Source organism: Companilactobacillus sp. HBUAS56275 (genome assembly GCF_036913655.1).
GTDB lineage: Bacteria > Bacillota > Bacilli > Lactobacillales > Lactobacillaceae > Companilactobacillus > Companilactobacillus pullicola.
Map to the genome: position 1 here is coordinate 191501 of NZ_JAYKKK010000003.1, position 17837 is coordinate 209337.

General features: G+C 37.0%; 20 protein-coding genes. 8 read left to right on the forward strand and 12 right to left on the reverse strand.

The features are described 5' to 3' along the window. Positions 1-5: 5 nt before the first annotated feature. The 6 genes from U8526_RS07395 to U8526_RS07420 all read left to right on the forward strand — a co-directional run bounded on the left by U8526_RS07395 (position 6) and on the right by U8526_RS07420 (position 4702). Positions 6-803, forward strand: a complete 798-nt coding sequence (locus U8526_RS07395) for a homoserine O-acetyltransferase/O-succinyltransferase family protein (RefSeq protein ID WP_334341317.1) — start codon at positions 6-8, stop codon at positions 801-803. A gap of 13 nt (positions 804-816) precedes the next feature. Further along, entirely contained in the window at positions 817-1740 is a 924-nt protein-coding gene (gene cysK / locus U8526_RS07400) for a cysteine synthase A (protein ID WP_334341318.1), read from the forward strand. An 81-nt stretch (positions 1741-1821) separates the two neighbouring features. After that, positions 1822-2604 carry a transporter substrate-binding domain-containing protein gene (locus U8526_RS07405; protein ID WP_334341319.1) on the forward strand — a complete coding sequence of 261 codons (783 nt, stop codon included), beginning with the start codon at positions 1822-1824 and terminating at the stop codon, positions 2602-2604. 31 nt (positions 2605-2635) lie between these two features. Then, the gene (locus U8526_RS07410) at positions 2636-3331 is read left to right on the forward strand and encodes an amino acid ABC transporter permease (protein ID WP_334341320.1); all 696 of its coding nucleotides are present in this window, start codon (positions 2636-2638) and stop codon (positions 3329-3331) included. After that, positions 3331-4077 carry an amino acid ABC transporter ATP-binding protein gene (locus tag U8526_RS07415; protein WP_334341321.1) on the forward strand — a complete coding sequence of 249 codons (747 nt, stop codon included), beginning with the start codon at positions 3331-3333 and terminating at the stop codon, positions 4075-4077. The genes U8526_RS07410 and U8526_RS07415 overlap by 1 nt, the downstream gene beginning before the upstream one ends. Positions 4078-4501: 424 nt before the next feature. Beyond that, positions 4502-4702 (forward strand): hypothetical protein, encoded by a 201-nt coding sequence (locus tag U8526_RS07420; protein WP_334341322.1) that lies wholly within the window; start codon positions 4502-4504, stop codon positions 4700-4702. A gap of 503 nt (positions 4703-5205) precedes the next feature. On the opposite strand, the gene U8526_RS07425 is transcribed toward U8526_RS07420, so the two are convergent. The 10 genes from U8526_RS07425 to recX all read right to left on the reverse strand — a co-directional run bounded on the left by U8526_RS07425 (position 5206) and on the right by recX (position 12729). Next, positions 5206-5781: a histidine phosphatase family protein gene (locus tag U8526_RS07425; protein ID WP_334341323.1), complete on the reverse strand. Its 576-nt coding sequence runs from the start codon at positions 5779-5781 to the stop codon at positions 5206-5208. A 90-nt stretch (positions 5782-5871) separates the two neighbouring features. Beyond that, positions 5872-6456 carry a histidine phosphatase family protein gene (locus U8526_RS07430; RefSeq protein ID WP_334341324.1) on the reverse strand — a complete coding sequence of 195 codons (585 nt, stop codon included), beginning with the start codon at positions 6454-6456 and terminating at the stop codon, positions 5872-5874. Between the two features lies 1 nt (position 6457). Beyond that, entirely contained in the window at positions 6458-7030 is a 573-nt protein-coding gene (locus U8526_RS07435) for a histidine phosphatase family protein (RefSeq protein ID WP_334341325.1), read from the reverse strand. Position 7031: 1 nt separating this feature from the next. Further along, positions 7032-7943: an amidohydrolase family protein gene (locus U8526_RS07440; RefSeq protein WP_334341326.1), complete on the reverse strand. Its 912-nt coding sequence runs from the start codon at positions 7941-7943 to the stop codon at positions 7032-7034. A gap of 18 nt (positions 7944-7961) precedes the next feature. Beyond that, positions 7962-8972, reverse strand: coding sequence for an aldo/keto reductase (locus tag U8526_RS07445; RefSeq protein WP_334341327.1), 1011 nt, complete (start codon positions 8970-8972; stop codon positions 7962-7964). A 36-nt stretch (positions 8973-9008) separates the two neighbouring features. Next, positions 9009-9953: an aldo/keto reductase gene (locus U8526_RS07450; protein WP_334341328.1), complete on the reverse strand. Its 945-nt coding sequence runs from the start codon at positions 9951-9953 to the stop codon at positions 9009-9011. Next, a complete protein-coding gene (locus U8526_RS07455) occupies positions 9953-10309 on the reverse strand; it encodes a MerR family transcriptional regulator (RefSeq protein ID WP_334341329.1) in 357 nt (118 codons plus the stop codon). Before U8526_RS07455 ends, U8526_RS07450 begins: the two co-directional genes overlap by 1 nt. Before the next feature lie 81 nt (positions 10310-10390). Next, positions 10391-11281 (reverse strand): LysR family transcriptional regulator, encoded by an 891-nt coding sequence (locus U8526_RS07460; protein ID WP_334341330.1) that lies wholly within the window; start codon positions 11279-11281, stop codon positions 10391-10393. Positions 11282-11344: 63 nt separating this feature from the next. Then, complete coding sequence (gene ntdP / locus U8526_RS07465; RefSeq protein WP_334341331.1) at positions 11345-11878, reverse strand: nucleoside tri-diphosphate phosphatase; 534 nt, start codon at positions 11876-11878, stop codon at positions 11345-11347. 80 nt (positions 11879-11958) lie between these two features. Then, positions 11959-12729 carry a recombination regulator RecX gene (gene recX, locus U8526_RS07470; RefSeq protein WP_334341332.1) on the reverse strand — a complete coding sequence of 257 codons (771 nt, stop codon included), beginning with the start codon at positions 12727-12729 and terminating at the stop codon, positions 11959-11961. A gap of 66 nt (positions 12730-12795) precedes the next feature. On the opposite strand from recX, the gene rlmD reads away from it, so the two are divergent. Next, positions 12796-14175 carry a 23S rRNA (uracil(1939)-C(5))-methyltransferase RlmD gene (gene rlmD, locus U8526_RS07475; RefSeq protein ID WP_334341333.1) on the forward strand — a complete coding sequence of 460 codons (1380 nt, stop codon included), beginning with the start codon at positions 12796-12798 and terminating at the stop codon, positions 14173-14175. 232 nt (positions 14176-14407) lie between these two features. Continuing rightward, on the forward strand, positions 14408-15136 hold the full coding sequence (locus tag U8526_RS07480) for a class I SAM-dependent methyltransferase (protein ID WP_334341334.1): 729 nt from the start codon (positions 14408-14410) through the stop codon (positions 15134-15136). A 269-nt stretch (positions 15137-15405) separates the two neighbouring features. On the opposite strand, the gene U8526_RS07485 is transcribed toward U8526_RS07480, so the two are convergent. After that, positions 15406-16389, reverse strand: a complete 984-nt coding sequence (locus U8526_RS07485; protein ID WP_334341537.1) for a LacI family DNA-binding transcriptional regulator — start codon at positions 16387-16389, stop codon at positions 15406-15408. Between the two features lie 8 nt (positions 16390-16397). Beyond that, positions 16398-17834 (reverse strand): sucrose-6-phosphate hydrolase, encoded by a 1437-nt coding sequence (locus U8526_RS07490; RefSeq protein ID WP_334341335.1) that lies wholly within the window; start codon positions 17832-17834, stop codon positions 16398-16400. Between the last annotated feature and the right edge of the window lie 3 nt (positions 17835-17837).

Sequence of the window (17837 nt, forward strand, 5' to 3'; positions counted from 1 at the left end):
TACTTGTGGAACCTATTAAAATTGGGATTTTAAATTTAATGCAGAATAAACTTGAAACAATGTATAACTTCCAAAGGGCCTTAAAGCTCGACAGCGTTGAACTAATCTTCTATTATTCAGCTACACGTTATGTTGATCGTACTTTATCCCCAGAGATAACCGACAATATGAGACCGTTAGATCTAGACGAAATTAAAAATCTGGATGGCTTCATCATTAGCGGCAGTCCCGTTGAAAAATTAGATTTTCCTCAAGTTTCCTACTTTGACGAAATCAATGATTTAATTGACCAATTGAATCATATCAACATGCCACAATTATATGTCTGTTGGGGCGCCATGGCTGCCCTTAATCGTATATATGACATTCAAAAAAAGCTTTTACCACACAAAGTATTTGGAATTTTCCAAAACCAAATTTTGAAAGACTCGAAATATCTGGATAACATCAGTGATAATTTTCCTGCACCTCATGCTCGTTATGCAGAAATGGATCATGAAGAAATTCAGAATAACCCACATTTAACAATCAAAGCTATCAGTGAAAATGGCTTGTTAACCCTAGTTGAATCGGTAGACAGAAATCAAACCTTTGTTTTTTCACATTTAGAATATCAAAAAGATAGTCTGGATAATGAATACCGTCGCGAACTTGCTAGTCCTAAAGTAAAACAACCTTTTCCAGCTTTGAATTACTATTCACCACTAGATAGGAAACCAACTTTTGCTTGGAAACAAACACAACTGAATTTCTATCACAATTGGCTTCAATCAGTTTCAGAATACAAACTAACAACTTGCTAAGGAGAATATTATTATGACAAAAATTGCTCAAAATATTACAGAACTTATTGGAAACACACCTTTGGTTAAATTAAATAACGTTGTACCCGAAGACGCTGCCGACGTTTACGTAAAGTTGGAATTCTTTAATCCTGGTAGTTCCATCAAGGATAGAATTGCTCTTTCAATGATCGAAGCTGCCGAAAAAGCTGGCAAGATCAAACCTGGCGATACATTAGTTGAACCAACCTCTGGTAACACTGGTATCGGTTTGTCACTAGTTGCTGCTGCTAAGGGTTATCACTTAATCATCACAATGCCTGAAACTATGAGTATCGAGCGTCGTAAATTGATGCAAGGTTACGGAACGGAATTAATTTTGACACCTGGTAAAGATGGTATGGGTGGTGCAATCAAAAAAGCTACTGACTTATCCAAGGAAAATGGTTATTTCATGCCAATGCAATTCCAAAATCCTGCTAACCCTGCTATTCACGAAGCTACTACTGGTAAAGAAATTGTTGATGCCTTTGGCGATACTCCGGTCGATGGCTTCGTTGCTGATGTTGGTACTGGTGGTACCCTTTCTGGTGTCAGTCATGCTCTAACTAAGAAATATCCTAACGTTAAAGTTTGGGCTCTTGAAGCAGCCGAATCTCCTCTATTAAAGGAAGGAAAAACTGGAGCTCACAAAATCCAAGGTATCAGTGCTGGATTCATTCCTGATACGCTCGATAAAGATGCGTACTCAGATATAATAGAAGTAACTAGTGATCAAGCTATTAAAATGGCTCAAGAAGTAAGTCATAAGGAAGGCTTTTTACCAGGAATTTCTGCAGGCGCTAACATCTATGGTGCTATTGAAATCGCTAAGAAACTCGGTAAAGGCAAGACTGTCGTAACCGTTGCACCTGATAATGGCGAAAGATATCTTTCAACTGACTTATTTAAATTTTAGGAGTCAAATCTTTTTTAAGAATTTTTATTTTATGAGAGAATAGAAAATAGTGATTTTCTATATTAGGGGGATTTTTTAATAATGAAAAAGCGTATAGCTTTAATTTTAACAATGATTGCAGCCTTTGTTTTAGTATTAACTGGTTGCTCAAATAAAAGTGCTAACAGTGACACTAAGACTGATGGTACTTTAACAATCGGTTTGGAAGGTACTTATGCACCTTACTCATACCGTGACGATGGCAAGCTTAAGGGATTTGAGGTTGACCTAGGTAAAGCCGTTGCTAAGAAACTTGATCTAAAGGCTAAGTTTGTTCCAACAAAATGGGATTCATTGATTGCTGGTTTAAATTCAAATACTTTCGATGTTGTTTTGAACAACGTGGCTGAAAATCCATCACGTGAAAAACATTACATCTTCTCAACACCTTATATTTACTCAAAATCAGTTATCATCACTAAAGATGGTACAGGCATCAACTCAGTAGATGATATTAAAGGTAAGAGAATTTCAGCTGGTACTGGTACTGATAACTACAACCACGCTGAAAAGTTTGGCGCTAAAGTAGTTCCTGCTGCTGATTTCCAAACTGACATGTCAATGATCGACCAAGGACGTGTTGCTGGTGCTATTAACTCTAAGGAAGCCTTCTTATACTGGAAACAAAGTCATAAGAACACTGACTTGAAGTACATCACCATTCCTGATAACAAACTTGAACCATCAAAAATTGCTCCAATTTACAACAAGAAATCAACTCACCTACGTAACCGTGTAAACAAGGCTATCAAAGACCTATACAAAGACGGTACAATGAAGAAACTTTCAAACAAGTACTTCGGTGAAGATATTACTAAGAAATAAACTCAAAACTCATTAAGGGGGTTATCACTTCATGTGGCACACTATCGTTACTTCATTACCGGAAATGATTTCTGCAATGTTGCAGTACACCATTCCCTTGGCCATCATTTCCTTTATCTTTGGCCTAATTTTAGCTGTTTTAACAGCTCTGATTAAGTTTATCCAACCGAGTGAAAACAAAATGATCAAATATCCTTGGCTCGTACTTCGTGCGATTGCTGATTTCTACGTTTGGTTATTCCGTTCCACTCCTCTGTTAGTTCAATTATTTATCATCTTCTTTGGTCTTCCAAGTGCTGGCGTTCAACTATCACCATTCATTGCTGCCGTAATTGGTTTCTCATTGAATACTGGAGCCTATGCTTCAGAAACGATTCGTTCAGCCTTGTTATCAGTTCCTCAAGATCAATGGGATGCAGCTTTTACATTGAACTTTACGACTAGACAAACACTAATGAAGATCGTGTTGCCACAAGCTGTTAGAATTGCCCTACCACCACTATCCAATTCATTTATTGGCTTAGTGAAAGATACATCTTTGGCTAGTTCGATTACAATTCTGGAAATGTTCCAAGTCAGTCAACAAATTACGGCTAAGAACTTCCAACCATTGTTAATGTACTCATTAGCTGCTTTCTTGTATGCTGTTGTCTGCACGTTGCTTACTCTATTGCAACATTATCTCGAACGTAGAACTTCAAAATACGTTAAAGGAAGTGAAGCTTAATGATTTCATTAAAGAATATTGTCAAAACTTATGGTGGCAAACAAGTTCTTAAGAATCTCAATGTTGATTTTCCTGATGGTAAAACCACCGTTATCTTAGGACCTTCTGGTTCTGGTAAGTCAACACTTCTAAGATCGCTTGATCTTCTAGTTAGACCAGAGAGTGGAACCTTAAACTTCTCTGATTTACAACTTGATTATGCCAAACCTGTTTCTAAGAAACTTAGTTTCGATGTTCGTAAAAAAACTAGTATGGTCTTTCAAAATTGGAATCTCTTTCCTAATTTGACTGTTCTCCAAAATATCACCACTGCTCCGGAGACGGTCTTAGGTAGACCCAAGAAAGAAACTGAAGAACGTGCCCACAAATTGCTTGAACAAGTCGGTTTGTCTGAGTACGCTGATCGTTACCCTAGCCAACTATCTGGTGGTCAACAACAACGTATTTCCATCTGCCGTGCTTTAGCGATGGACCCTGAATACATCCTGTTAGACGAACCAACCAGTGCCCTTGATCCAGAGTTAGAGACACAAGTTCTTTTGATTCTGGAAGAATTAAGTAAGATGGGCCAGGCAATGATTATTGTGACTCACAATATGGATTTTGCCCGTTCAGTTGCTGATAAGATTGTCTTCGTTGAAGATGGAGATATCCTCTTTGATGGATCTCCAGATGAGTTCTTCAATCATCCAACAACTAGAATTAAAGATTTTCTATCTGGTATCACATTTAGTGAAGAAAAATAATAACCCTTAAAAAAATTGGGCCCGTTTGGGTCCAATTTTTTTTGTTCTTTTCACGGTGACATTGCTTGGTAATAAGTCATTTTTTCAAAAGATGAAAGCGGTGTTATAATATTCTTAGAACTTAAATGGATGTTTGAATTGTTCCTAGACTTCTTCCTACCAGAGATAAACGTACAGCTACCAGGATTTTACGGAATCTGCCTGTTCCCATCCGCTACACTTGGTCAACTTGCTACCTCTCGGAGGTATCCCTAATTTCGTAAACAATTAAGTATAGTTCCATGAACCTATGCGCTTAATTGTCACAAGGCTTCGATAAAGCCGCGATTAGAAGAAAAAAGGCTACCTAAAAATTCTACATACACAATCAAGTCCTGGTTGAGATTATTCAATATTTATCAAATAATGAAAGAAGTGACATCTGATGATGATGTATCCATATTTGAAATTAGGTCCTAGAGATGGAATCTTGTTGATTGCAGCTATTATTATGTTAGTTTTAACACTAGTTTTTAAATGGTCAGTATGGGAATTCTTGTTCTCTCTTATTGCAGTTATAATTTCATTCGTAGCAGGAAGAATGAAACCAGATAAGAAAAACGTACTTGCTTTCTTGAAAAAATAGTTTGAATTGAGACAGGATAACTTGAATTCTTGTAGATTCCAGAAAATAAGATTGAGTTACAAACATTACAAAAAGCAGCCACTATATTATAATCTGGCTGCTTTTTTGTATTCTTATTTGAGTTTAGCTAGGACAGAAATCACCATATTAATCTACTATCATTCATTTTAAAAATTAATTCTAATTCCACCAATATATGTTGGTTATACGGATATTTTTTTGTTTTAAAAGCCATTCTTAAAATAGAAAAAATACAAGATTAAATATTTTATCTCAAAACAAACAACAGAAGTACTCTTTAGTCCGGAACAAAAACTGGGAATACATTCAGCTATGAAATCATTGTTACTGGCTTTGCCAGTTACAATGAGACCGACTTTGAAGATCCATTATTTTGCACAAAGTGTAAAATAATTAGCTTCAAATCGTGTCCATAGCGTTCCAATGCATTCCCAGTTTTTGCGGAGGACGGCAATTTCACACCACACCCGAATTGACAGCAGTTATTTCACTTGTTCGATAAACTCAAACTTATCGTCATCAAACGTTAATTTCAAAACGGCACAGTTATGAAAACTGATTTCTTTAGCAATTTCTTCCATTGATAAAAGTGACTGCATGAACATCAACATCACTGCTCCATGACAAACAACCAAAGTATTTTGATCATCTAAAAGTTGTGACATTATTTCTTTCAGAGTTTTAATGACACGTTTTTGAAATTCTGTCGCTGACTCGCCACCAAATTCCACGAAATAATCTCCATAAGAGCCATCAGTATAATAAGTCTTTGGCAAAAGCATTTCACTCTCACCTTCGAAAATACCGAAGTCCCATTCTTTGATGCCCTTCATTCGTTGATAAGGTTGATCGGTTACCAACTCCAAAGTATCGGAAGCACGTTCTTGTGTTGATGAAAAGTACCTATCAAAGTATAAACCTTGTTCTTTAAAGAATTGACCTGTAGCTTTGGCATCAGCAATTCCCGCATCAGTTAGTGGTGAATCGCATGCTCCTTGAGTTTTTTCTAATTTGTTAAATAAAGTTTGACCATGACGCATTAAATACAATGTCTTCATTCTTAAATTTTCTCCCTAAATCTGATATACGCCTAGGATACGTGATTTTCAATTTTGGGACTACAAATTTAGGTCGAAAGTTTGAAAAATTTATTCTACAACATTAATCGTTTTAAGATATTTGAATTTATTATCCGCAAATTCAAATTTCAAAACTGAACAGTTCTTCATCTCAACATGCTTAACAATTTCTTCTAACGGAATCCAATTTTTCAAGAATAGATAAATTGAAGCCCCATGTCCTACAACTAAAACTTGTTGATTATCTTCACGACTCATAATATCAGTCAAAGTCTTTACCATTCGTGCTTGAACGTCATCAGCTGAATCGCCACCATATGGAACAAAGGCATCTCCAACTGAACCAATTTTAGGGTCGTATTTAGGATTGAGGCGTTGATTCTCACCTTCAAACAATCCAAAATTCCATTCTTTTAATCCTTTTAGTCGTTGATATGGTTGATCAGTTACTAATTCCAAAGTATCAGAGGCCCGCTCTTGTGTTGACGAATAGGCGTGATCGAACTCTATTTGATTATCTTTAAAATACTGCCCTACCTTTTTAGCATCGGCAATTCCCTTTTGCGTTAACGGTGAGTCACAAACACCTTGGATTTTGCCTAGAGCATTGAATTGTGTCTGTCCGTGACGCATTAAATATAAAGTTTTAACCATTCTAATTCACTTCAATCGTTTTTTGATATTTAAAAATACCTTGATCATATTCAAATTCAATTACTGAACAATTGGTGATATGTGGCAGTCTTTCTGTGATCCACTTCAAAGCAAACATGTGAATTGCGCCACCATGACTGACAGCTAAGACTTTTTCATTATCCTTTGCTTGCCTCATGATCTCGGTTAGAGTCTGATTAATTCTTTCTTGAACTTCGCTAGCAGCTTCACCTTCGTAAGGTACAAAGAAATCGCCATATGATCCCGCCTTAACGTCAGGTTTAGGATTAAGATTTTCACTTTCGCCCTCAAAAACACCAAAGTTCCATTCCTTTAAACCTTTCAGACGTTGATATGGCTGATCAGTTACCAATTCCAACGTATCAGAAGCCCGTTCCTGAGTCGATGAATAGGCATGATCAAATATTAATTGATGTTCTTTAAAATACTGTCCAACCTTTTTGGCATCATCAATTCCCTTTTGCGTCAACGGTGAATCACAAGCTCCTTGAATCTTATGCAATTTATTGAACTGAGTCTGTCCATGGCGCATTAAATAAAGTTTTTTAGTCATCTTATTTCTCCTTCAATAAATTAATAAAATTATTGTGATAAATAGCGTTTCTTTGAGTATCAGAAATATCCATTTCATCAATTGCTTGAGTGATTTCCTTAGTGGCTCCGTTAGGCATCACTGCAAAGGGTGCATCTGTCCCGAAAACTAAATGATCTGTACCATAGAAATCCATCGTTAATTCCAGTGCTTTGGGATTACCTAGAATCGCTGTATCAACGTAAAACTTCTTAAAGTCCTCATAATACTTAGGTAAGGTGTATTTGATACGACCGGCAAAAAATGGCACCATTGCTCCAGCATGATGGACGATTATCTTTAAATCTGGATACTTTTCAAAATAATCGGCTGTCACAATTTGATACATTACCTGAGTCAACTCATATTCCCAACTAAAAGTTAAATTATTATCTGGTTTCCTTTCGTCAAACACTGGATGTAACCAAATTGGTACTTTCGACTCCGCGGCTGTTTTAAATACTTCTTCAAATTCTGGATCAGCAATCGACTTTCCTAAAGCTCTCGTGAAAACCTGAATTCCTATTAAAGACGGATTTTGAGATACTTCACGAATAATTTTAATCGACTCATCCAAGTTATTCATAGGTATCATCGCTACAACTGATTCAAAAATATCAGCATTATCTTTTTGGAGCTGTAACATCTCTTCATTAGCATCCCAACACATTTGAGCAGATTTTTCGGCATCAAAATGGTCTTCTGGATTCAAGTTAACATTTGAAATAATTTGTTTAACATCCTGTGGAAAGTTTTGATGACGTAACTCTAAATCAGTTAAAGAAGGAATTTGTAAAAAAAGATTGTCCTCAATAATACTGGGGACATCTTGCTTAATATTTTTTAACAGATTGATTGGCAAAACGTGTGCAAAAACATCTAATTTTTGATTCATTATTTCCTCCATCTATTACTAACGAGTAAAGTCATTCTCTTCCTTAGTAAAAGCACCGACTAACTTATGTGGCAAGTATGGTTCTTCCATATATTTCACATCTTCATTATCTAGCTTCACTTTCAAAGCATCAACAGAACTTGCCAAGTGATCTGGATTAGTTGCCCCAATGATTGGAGCAACGACTTGCTTCTTTTGCAATAACCAAGCAATCGCAACTTGTGCCATTGTGACGTGATGTTTGGCAGCCACTTCTGAAACTCGTTTAACAATTTCCATATCATTTTGTTCAGCATTGTCGTATTTGCTTTCGGCCACCTTATCCGTTTGGGCACGTTTGGTCTCGCCATTCCAAGTTGGACGTGTTAAATGTCCTGAAGCTAGTGGACTATAAGGAGTTACCGCAATATTTTCATCTTCACAGAGTGGCAACATTTCTCGTTCTTCCTCACGGTACAAAAGATTCAAATGATCTTGCATCGAAACGAATTCGGTCCAATTGTGTTCTCTAGCAATAGCTTGAGCACGTTCAAATTGCCAAGAGTACATCGCTGAAGCCCCAATATATCTAGCTTTGCCTGATTTAACTACGTCATGCAAGGCTTCCATCGTTTCTTCAATTGGTGTGTTGTAGTCCCAACGATGAATGATATATAGATCGACATAATCCATATCTAAACGTTTCAAACTCTTATCGATCTGAGTCATGATAGCTTTGCGTGATAATCCATGTTGATTTGGTTTATCGGATTGACTGAAGAAAACCTTCGTTGCGACTACCACTTCATCACGGTTGGCATACTTTTTCAGTGCTTTCCCTAAGAACTCCTCACTGTCACCATAAGAATAAATATTGGCTGTATCAAAGAAATTAATGCCTAAATCTAAAGCCCTTTTAACCACTTGTTCACTTTTATCATAGTCGACAGCCCAAGGGAAAACCCCTGTTTCTGGACGTCCAAAGCCCATAGTTCCTAAACATATTCGTGAAACATCTAATCCTGTGTTACCCAATTTACGATAATCCATTATTGTCTCCTTTACTCAATTTCCTTTAGTGATCTCTTATTTCATAGGTTTTTCCCATTCTCTAATGGTACTTACAGCAGTCTTATCTCCCAGTTCTTCTAATTGAGCTAGCTCTTCTGTATTCAACACTACGCTTGCCGCTTTAGCTGCGTCTTCAATATGTTTAACTTTCGTAGCACCAATAATTGGAACTGTTCCTTTATTAACGGCCCAAGCAGTTGCAATTTGAGCAACATCAATACTATGTTTTTTAGCAATTTTACTCATCCCATTAATCAAATCCTCTAGTTCATCAAGTTTGGAGTTATATGATTTAGCACGATCACTACCTGCTGGGAAAGGATGCTCACTGTTATATTTACCCGAAAGTGCACCTTGTTCTAAAACCATATATGCAAAGAATGTAATATTATTTTTATCACAATAGTCAATAATTCCCGAAGTTTCAGAAGTTCGATTTAATAAACTATAGTGATTTTGAACGGCTGAAATCTTTAATCCCTCCTTATTCAAAATTTCATTGGCCTGTTTGATTTCAGCTAGACTATGGTTAGAAACACCAATATTCTTGATCTTTCCACTCTTTGCTAACGGAATAATTTTTTTCGTCCATTTCGAAACATCAGCTGGATTATGTATCCAATAAATATCAATATAATCAGTATTCAATCGTTTAATGCTACTATTGAACATATTTTCAACTGGTTGATCAGTATCATCAGCCAATTGAGGTGTAAATTTAGTAGACAAAATCACTTTATCACGGTCAACCATTTTCAAAAATTGACCTAGAACTTCTTCTGAGGCTCCCATTCCATAAACTGCCGCTGTATCCCAAAGATTTAACCCTAAATTCATAGCTGTTTCAAATACTGGTTTCAAGTCTTTCTCAGTTAAGCTGTTTCCAAATACTTTATTACCTTCTGATTTATCTTCACCCCAAGCCCAAGTTCCTAATGCAATTTTAGGTAAATTATTCATTACTCATTCTCCTTAGATTTTCTCATCTTAAATTTTAAATAATCGATTCTTTCCAGTTGTTTCTCTTGTAAATGAATCTGTTGTAACTTTTTTTCACGTCTATTATTTAATAAATCTATAATTCTCTTTTTGGAATCATTAGTTTCCAATAAAAGACGCATGTACTGTTCAACTTCTTTATTGCTGAAACCGACATCATGCAAAGCCATGATTGTACTTAGACGCTCCAGATCCTGATTATCATATTGCCACTCACCCATCACGTATTTGACAACATTACATAGTCCCCAGGATTCATATTCATCAAGAACCTCAACCGGAATTCGATATTTTTGACTGACTTCTTTTTTATTCATAATTATCTTTCCTATAAAAAAATAGACATCCCGTAACGGAACATCTATATTATCGAGCCATTTATATGAAATGTATAATGCTTATTCTTCATCATCTGAAATGTTTTCTAAGTATTTCTTAACAAAATCGATAAACACCGACACATTTCGTGCAGAAATCTGATCAGCCTTCCAAGCTAAAACAGAATTATAAGTTAGTGCCGGTTTCAAGGGAATAAACTTCATTCCATCATAATTAGCATCTAATTTTAGACACAAAACATTGCCTAAACCAGATCTGGCCATGATAACGGCATTGTAAAGGAGATTATAGTTGGCAGCAATGTGAATTTTTTTCAAATCGGCTCCAAACCAATAATTCAACTCACTCTCCATTGGTCGACTACTGGACAAAATCAAAGTCTGATTTCTCAAGTCCTTTGACTCCACGTAATCCAATTGAGCTAGCGGTGAATCGACGGAAACCATCACGCCCCACTGTTCAATGGGATGCATTCTGGCAAAGTCATATTTTTCAGTGCTGACTGGTTCGATCAACAAGCCTAAATCTAACAGTCCCTGCTCAATTCCCCACTTAGTATCTTTAGAATTACCGCTTTGAATTTTAAATGTTACTAAAGGATACTTTTGGCGAAAAGCTGTCATGATCGAGGCCAACTCGTTCATACTCTGAAGTTCGCCACCGCCGATTGAGATTTCACCAGCTATCTCGCCTTTATCCTCAGACATTTCTTCTTTGATTTTATCGCTTAATTGACGCATCTCTTCGGCTCGACGTCTCAGTAACAATCCATCTTCGGTCAAAGTTATTTTGTGGCTTTGGCGAATGAACAACTTTGTTCCCAGTTCCTCTTCTAAGGACGCAATTTGACGTGACAATGTTGGTTGACTGACATGTAACAAATTGGCTGCTCTAGTAATGTTTTCTTCACGTGCAACCATCAAGAAATAATTCAAAACCCGCAATTCCATATTTTTCTCCCCCAATACTAAAAAAAGACCACCAACAGGTGATCTTACTAGGATATAGCAATCCTAATGGTGTGACAGTTCTTCATATCTTTGCATCCAAAGATCAACGTAGGCCTGTGAAAATGGGCCCTTTTTCTTATCGATCCAATCAATTAAAACGTCGACATTATAATGTAAAATTGTATCTATTTCGGGTGGATAATTCCACATCTTACTGTGTGCTGCATATTCGTCCACATCAAGCAGTCTTTTTTCTCCATCCGGAAAAACCTTAACATCTAAATCATAATCAATATATTTAATGGCTTCTTTATCTAAAGCAAACGGTGTTGCCAGATTGCAATAATAGGATACTCCACTATTCCGAATCATAGTAACGATATTGAACCAGTACTTTCTATGAAAATAGACTAATGCTGGTTCTCTAGTTACCCAACGACGTCCATCTGCCTCTGTGACAAGAGTATTCTCATTACAACCGATAATCTCATTTTCACTTGTCTTTAGCACCATTGTTTCACGCCAAGTACGATGTAAATGACCATCATGCTTATAACTCTGGATTGCTACGTAATCCCCTTCTTTAGGAACTTGCATAACTTACCCAGCTTTCTAAAAACCTAATTCTTATCCAAAAAAAGTATAACAGAGCTGTGAAACGATTGAAAGATAAAGAGTTAATTGTTAGTGTCTAAAACTCGTTTGATCTCGTCGTAATGGTAGCCTTTAGTCATTAAATAATTAATCAATTTAGCTTGTGTATCATAGCGATGTTGAACCTTATCAATCATCTTCTTTAATTTCGTAAGTTCCTCATCTTCATCTACTTCTAAATCTAATTTTTTAATAGCTTCATTAGTAATTTCACCGTTAAAGCCTTTTTGATATAAACTCTGACGAATTTTCGTCAACATCTGTTGAAATGAGGCTCTCTTCTGTTTTCGAGCTTGCTTCCCCGCAAATTCAACGGCATTCTCCAATAAAATATCCTGATCGATCTCAGCAATTTTATCTTGAATAATATTATTAGGGACACCCTTTTGAACTAATTTCTGCTCAATGATCTTGGGACCATTAGCTGTCGTCCGCAATTGCGTATTGATGAAACTCTTTGCATAATTATCGTCATCTAAATAATGCAGTTCACGTAATTTTTTCAAAGAAAATTCCACGGCATCTTTGTGGTATTCCTTCTTATATAGATATTCTTTGATTTCTTTTTCTGTCCGTAACTGGTAGCTCAGATAATTTACTGCATCACCATAAGCCTTATTGACGTTTTCGCTATGTTGGATTTTCGCAACCTCTTGATCGGTCAATTCCACATCTTTCATTAAGCGAAATTCGATCAAAGTTGCTTCTGCCACTGGAAAAGCGTATTTACCGTCAAGATAAATATTGTAACGCCCTTTACGTTTCTGGGCCTGAATTTTCGTAACTTTTGCCAAAATATCATTACCTCACATGTTATACTCAAGTGTAAGTTTATCGCAAAAACATTCAAAGGAAAAATTATGGATACAAATATAACTCAAGAACTAAAAGTTGGCGACAAGTTTCCGCTAACTATCAAAAGAATCGGCATCAACGGCGAAGGCATCGGCTTTTTCAAGCATGTCATCGTCTTCGTACCAAAAGCCGTTCCCGAAGATGTCATTGTCTGTGAAGTCACTGACGTACATCCTCGCTTTCTAAACGGTCGCATTCACAAGATCAGACAAGCTAGTCGTTTCAGAAATCCTGACACACCGGCTTTAGCTGATAAAGTTGGTGGTTTAGACTTTGCCCACATCAATTACAAAGACCAACTAAAATTCAAGGCTGACATTCTCCGCGAATCCCTTGAAAAATATAAGCCTTACGCTTATGAGAAGTACAATATCCGTCCAACTATGGCTTCAGTTCAACAGGAAAAATATCGTAACAAAGCTCAATTTCCAATCCAAGAAATCGACGGCGAAATCCGCTGTGGACTTTACAAGACTGGTACCCAAGAATTAGTTGATCTAACTGAAATGCCAACACAAATGGACTTAACGATGTCGGCTATGAGAAAAATCGTTGAGATCATCAAAGACTTAGAAATCCCTGTTTTCAATCCTAAACAAAAATCAGGAATCTTGAGTATGATCGTCATTCGTGAATCAGTCGAATTCAATCAATTACAAGTTACCTTTATCACCCGTTCACCTAAGTTCATTAAAGAACATCAGTTGATCGAAAGAATTCAAAAAGAAATTCCCGAAGTTAGCTCAATTTCTCAAAATATCAATAAAGAAGATCAAGGTGCCGTTTGGGGCGACGAAACTAAATTGCTCTGGGGTGACGAATATCTCCAAGAAGACATCAATGGCTACATCTTCAATTTCTCACCACGTGCTTTCCTACAGTTGAATTCTCTTCAAACCGACAAGTTATATGACCTAGTCAATCAAGCACTAGAACCAACACAAAGAGATATTCTCTTAGACGCTTATTGTGGAGTTGGAACAATCGGTATCACCATGTCCGAAACCGTTAAGCACATTTACGGAATTGAAATCATTCCCGAAGCCATCGAAGATGCCAAAGCAAACGCCAAACTAAACGAAGTCGAAAATGCTGACTATTACGTTGGATCAACAGATAAGATCTATCCAGAACTATTAAAAGATGGCATCAACGTCAATTCAATCGTCGTAGATCCACCAAGAACTGGACTAGAAGGCAGCATGATCACAACCCTAAATCACAACCCAGTTGATAAGTTAGTTTACGTTTCATGTAACCCATCAACCTTAGCTAAGGATTTAGTAAGATTAGCCGAACGTTATAAAGTAGTTTATTTACAACCAGTCGATATGTTCCCACAAACACCACATGTTGAAACAGTTGTTAAACTTGTTAAGAGATAAAAATCAGAGAGCGGAGTAGGCCCGCTTAGATTCTGAGCATTTGCCTAAGTACTGGAATCGCACGCGTTTTTTGCGGGCAATTTCAGTACTGTAGCAAAGCACAGGAATCTGGCCTACGAAGCTCGTTTCCACTATTTCGCATAGAAGAATGGTTTTAAAACTAAAGAACCACCTCAACAAAACATAGAACCATGGTTCTTTAACTGCCAAACAAAAAAAGAGATGAATTCCAATGGAAGAAAACGAATACGACGACAAAAGCTTTTTCGAAGCTTACAGCAAATTCCCTCGTTCCGTTGAAGGATTAAAAGCAGCCGGAGAATGGCCAACATTTCAAAAGATGCTACCAGATTTTCAAAACAAACGAGTTTTAGATATCGGTTGTGGTTTCGGTTGGCACGACATTTATGCTGCTCAGCATGGAGCTAAGTCAGTCTTAGGAATCGATCTATCCGAAAACATGCTCAAAGTAGCTCAAGAGAAAAATCATTATGACAACGTCCACTATCAAAAAATGGCAATGGAAAATATTGATTTTCCAAAGAATAGTTTCGATATCGTCATCAGTTCCCTAGCCCTACATTACACACCCGATTTCAACCTCATCTGTCAAAAAGTTAAACACAGCTTATCCCCAAACGGGGCTTTCGTATTTTCAGTCGAACACCCAATCTTCACAGCCTATGGCAATCAAGAATGGATTTACGATGAAAACGGCAAAATAAAGTGTTGGCCCGTTGATCACTATTTTGAAGAAGGCAAACGTGAAGCGGATTTCTTGAATCATAAAGTTATTAAATATCATAAGACCTTAACGACATACGTAAATACCCTATTGGAAAATGGATTTACATTAAAAGGATTAGAAGAACCCACACCACCTGAACACTTGTTAGACGTTCCGGGAATGAAGGACGAGTTTAGAAGACCAATGATGCTGATCATATCAGCAGAGAGCTGAACAGGGGCGCTTAACCCACGAGGATTTGCCTAAGTATCAGAATTGCACGCGCATTTGGCGGGCGATTTTGATACTGTAGCAAACCGGAATGGGTTCCCCTGTGAAGCTCGTTTCCACTATTCTGCATAGAACCATGGTTATCAAAAATAACCCATACAAACAAAATACGTTAAACCGAGTAAAAATATTCAACGATTTAACATATTTTTTATACTAAACAATCCCACCATGAGACAAAAAAAGTCGTAGACCTCACATCTACGACTTTTTTATATGGTCGTTTCACCAGTAATTAATTTAACCGGCAAAACATAATTATTTTCTAACTGACAATCATGATCATCAACCCGCTTTAGCAACAAGTCGATCATCATCGTCACAATATCAGAAATTGGCTGCATGACTGTTGTCAATTCCGGATGATAAGACTGAATAAAATTCGTCCCATCATATCCAACTAATTTCACATCCTCAGGGACCCTCATCCCCAAAGATTTAGCTTGCTGCATGACTAACAGTGCCGTCAAATCATCCGTACAGAAGATTCCGTCAACATCTCGTTTAGATAATAATTCTCTGATTTTCAACCCTTTGATATTAGGCGTGGAAGAAAAACTAATTTCCATTAGATTAAAATCCAAATCACTCTTTGACAATACATCTTTAAATCCCGTCAATCTAGCATTGGTAGGACTATTAGGACGATTAGCTCCTGTAATGATTTGTAACTTCTTACTCCCTGACCTTATCAGTGCCTGGGCAGCAAGTCGTCCACCACGATAATTATCAGAACTCACTATCGGAATATTATCTGATAAGTAGCGGTCAAATGAAATAATTGGCAAGCCCACTTTTTGGTATTCCTCAATCCCCAAATTGTGAGAACCAGCAATGATTCCATCAACTCGATTAGCTATCAACATTCTCAGATAGTCACGTTCTTTTTCGGCATCGCTACCGGCATTACAAAGGATCATCCGAAAACCTTTTTTAAACAATTGGTCTTCAATCTCTTGAACCATCTGTCCAAAGAATGGATTACTGACACCAGGCAAGATGACACCAATAAGCTGAGTCTTCTTACCCTTCAATGATCTTGCTAAACTATTAGGTTGGTAATTAAGCTCTTTCATTGCATCAAAAACCTTAGTTTTAGTTTTTTCCGACAGCGAGCCATAGTTATTGATAACTCGTGAAACTGTCGTCGCTGAAACTCCCGCTAATTTTGCAATATCATCTAACGTTGCCATAATCTACCTCATTAATAAATCTTGTTCAAACTAACTTTTTTTACTGCAATATTTTCTGACTCCACAAAGAATCGTTTACCCTGTGGAAAAATTCGACCAGTGATAACTTCTTGACCGCCGTTAACGTATAGTTCAAAAACGGTATTATCTAAATACAAATCGGCTTGAATTGTTTTGCCACTGTCGACTTTGATACTTCTCGTCGTTCCAAAGTCCGTCGCAAAACTAACCCCAGCATTAGTTCGATCAACTAATATCTTACCATTAGTTGTATCCAGAATAATTTGTAATTCTTCCTCAAGTTCAGTCTTGATAGTTAATGATCCGGCTAAATTTGCCCCCATGTTAAATGAAATTTTTGTTTGTGGCGTAATTTCTTTTGAGTTAAGTGTTTGCTTAACTAACTTGTTATTTTCGACTACTGGTATTTGATACAAATGATTATTTTTAATTTGTAATTCTTTGACTAAGCTAAAACAGTTGGCCCATCCTTCTTCATCTGAAGGATAGGAAGTATCAGGAAGCCCGATCCAACTAACTGTCAAAGCTCGTCCATCTGGCGCATTGAATCCTTGTGTTGCATAAACATCAAAACCCTCATCTAAGTTTGTGATTGCACTTGGATTAATAAAACTAAATGTCTCCCAGTCAAAGTCCTCACCGATGACCACAGCGTTTGGAAAGACATTCGAGTATTGTAACACATCTTGACCAATTCCTTGAGGACAAAAGATTAAAACGGGACGATTATTTACAAATAGTATATTAGGACATTCAATCATGTAGCCACAATTCTCATCTGTGAACTTCAATTCCGTTTTGTACGACCATGGTCCAGTTACTTCTGGTGCTTGATAAACTAGGACATGCCCCGTATCATCTTTTCGACGTCCACCAATCAAACAATAGTAAGTATCTTCATGCTTAATAATTTGGGGATCACGAAAATGATCGGTATATCCGTTCTTAGGTTCGGCAATCAAAGGTGTCGAAATTTTTTGAATATGATTATCCTTATCCATCCAAGCACCATCTTGCATAGGATGGCGAATCCAGTTTTCATCCCTGACATTTCCGGTATACATTAAAAATAATTTGTCATCGACCGGAATGGCAGAACCAGAATAAGCTCCGTGGCTATCCTGAGTGTTGCCGGGCAATAAGGCTGGACCATGATCTTGCCAATGAACCAAATCATCTGAAGTCAAGTGAGCCCAGCTTTTTAATCCGTGTGCGGCACCATAAGGAAATGATTGGTAGAACAAATACCACTGATTATTAAAGTAAGAAAAACCATTTGGATCATTCAAAAGTCCAGTTGACGGTTGAATATGATATCCCAAACGCCAATGCGACTGAGCAATTTTATTCTTGATCTCAATTAATTCTTGATCTGACCACTCTTGATATGGTTTGTATCTTAATTCAGTTGTCCATTTTGTAATCATAAC

Excerpts from the sequence above, each read along its gene's own strand:
- ntdP (WP_334341331.1), bottom strand. The coding sequence starts at position 11,878 with ATGCAAGTTCCTAAAGAAGGGGATTACGTAGCAATCCAGAGTTATAAG.
- U8526_RS07460 (WP_334341330.1), bottom strand. The coding sequence starts at position 11,281 with ATGGAATTGCGGGTTTTGAATTATTTCTTGATGGTTGCACGTGAAGAA.
- cysK (WP_334341318.1), top strand. The coding sequence starts at position 817 with ATGACAAAAATTGCTCAAAATATTACAGAACTTATTGGAAACACACCT.
- U8526_RS07435 (WP_334341325.1), bottom strand. The coding sequence starts at position 7,030 with ATGACTAAAAAACTTTATTTAATGCGCCATGGACAGACTCAGTTCAAT.
- U8526_RS07490 (WP_334341335.1), bottom strand. The coding sequence starts at position 17,834 with ATGATTACAAAATGGACAACTGAATTAAGATACAAACCATATCAAGAG.
- U8526_RS07410 (WP_334341320.1), top strand. The coding sequence starts at position 2,636 with ATGTGGCACACTATCGTTACTTCATTACCGGAAATGATTTCTGCAATG.
- U8526_RS07445 (WP_334341327.1), bottom strand. The coding sequence starts at position 8,972 with ATGGATTATCGTAAATTGGGTAACACAGGATTAGATGTTTCACGAATA.
- U8526_RS07430 (WP_334341324.1), bottom strand. The coding sequence starts at position 6,456 with ATGGTTAAAACTTTATATTTAATGCGTCACGGACAGACACAATTCAAT.
- U8526_RS07440 (WP_334341326.1), bottom strand. The coding sequence starts at position 7,943 with ATGAATCAAAAATTAGATGTTTTTGCACACGTTTTGCCAATCAATCTG.
- U8526_RS07420 (WP_334341322.1), top strand. The coding sequence starts at position 4,502 with ATGATGATGTATCCATATTTGAAATTAGGTCCTAGAGATGGAATCTTG.
- U8526_RS07425 (WP_334341323.1), bottom strand. The coding sequence starts at position 5,781 with ATGAAGACATTGTATTTAATGCGTCATGGTCAAACTTTATTTAACAAA.
- U8526_RS07405 (WP_334341319.1), top strand. The coding sequence starts at position 1,822 with ATGAAAAAGCGTATAGCTTTAATTTTAACAATGATTGCAGCCTTTGTT.
- U8526_RS07415 (WP_334341321.1), top strand. The coding sequence starts at position 3,331 with ATGATTTCATTAAAGAATATTGTCAAAACTTATGGTGGCAAACAAGTT.
- U8526_RS07455 (WP_334341329.1), bottom strand. The coding sequence starts at position 10,309 with ATGAATAAAAAAGAAGTCAGTCAAAAATATCGAATTCCGGTTGAGGTT.
- U8526_RS07450 (WP_334341328.1), bottom strand. The coding sequence starts at position 9,953 with ATGAATAATTTACCTAAAATTGCATTAGGAACTTGGGCTTGGGGTGAA.
- U8526_RS07480 (WP_334341334.1), top strand. The coding sequence starts at position 14,408 with ATGGAAGAAAACGAATACGACGACAAAAGCTTTTTCGAAGCTTACAGC.
- rlmD (WP_334341333.1), top strand. The coding sequence starts at position 12,796 with ATGGATACAAATATAACTCAAGAACTAAAAGTTGGCGACAAGTTTCCG.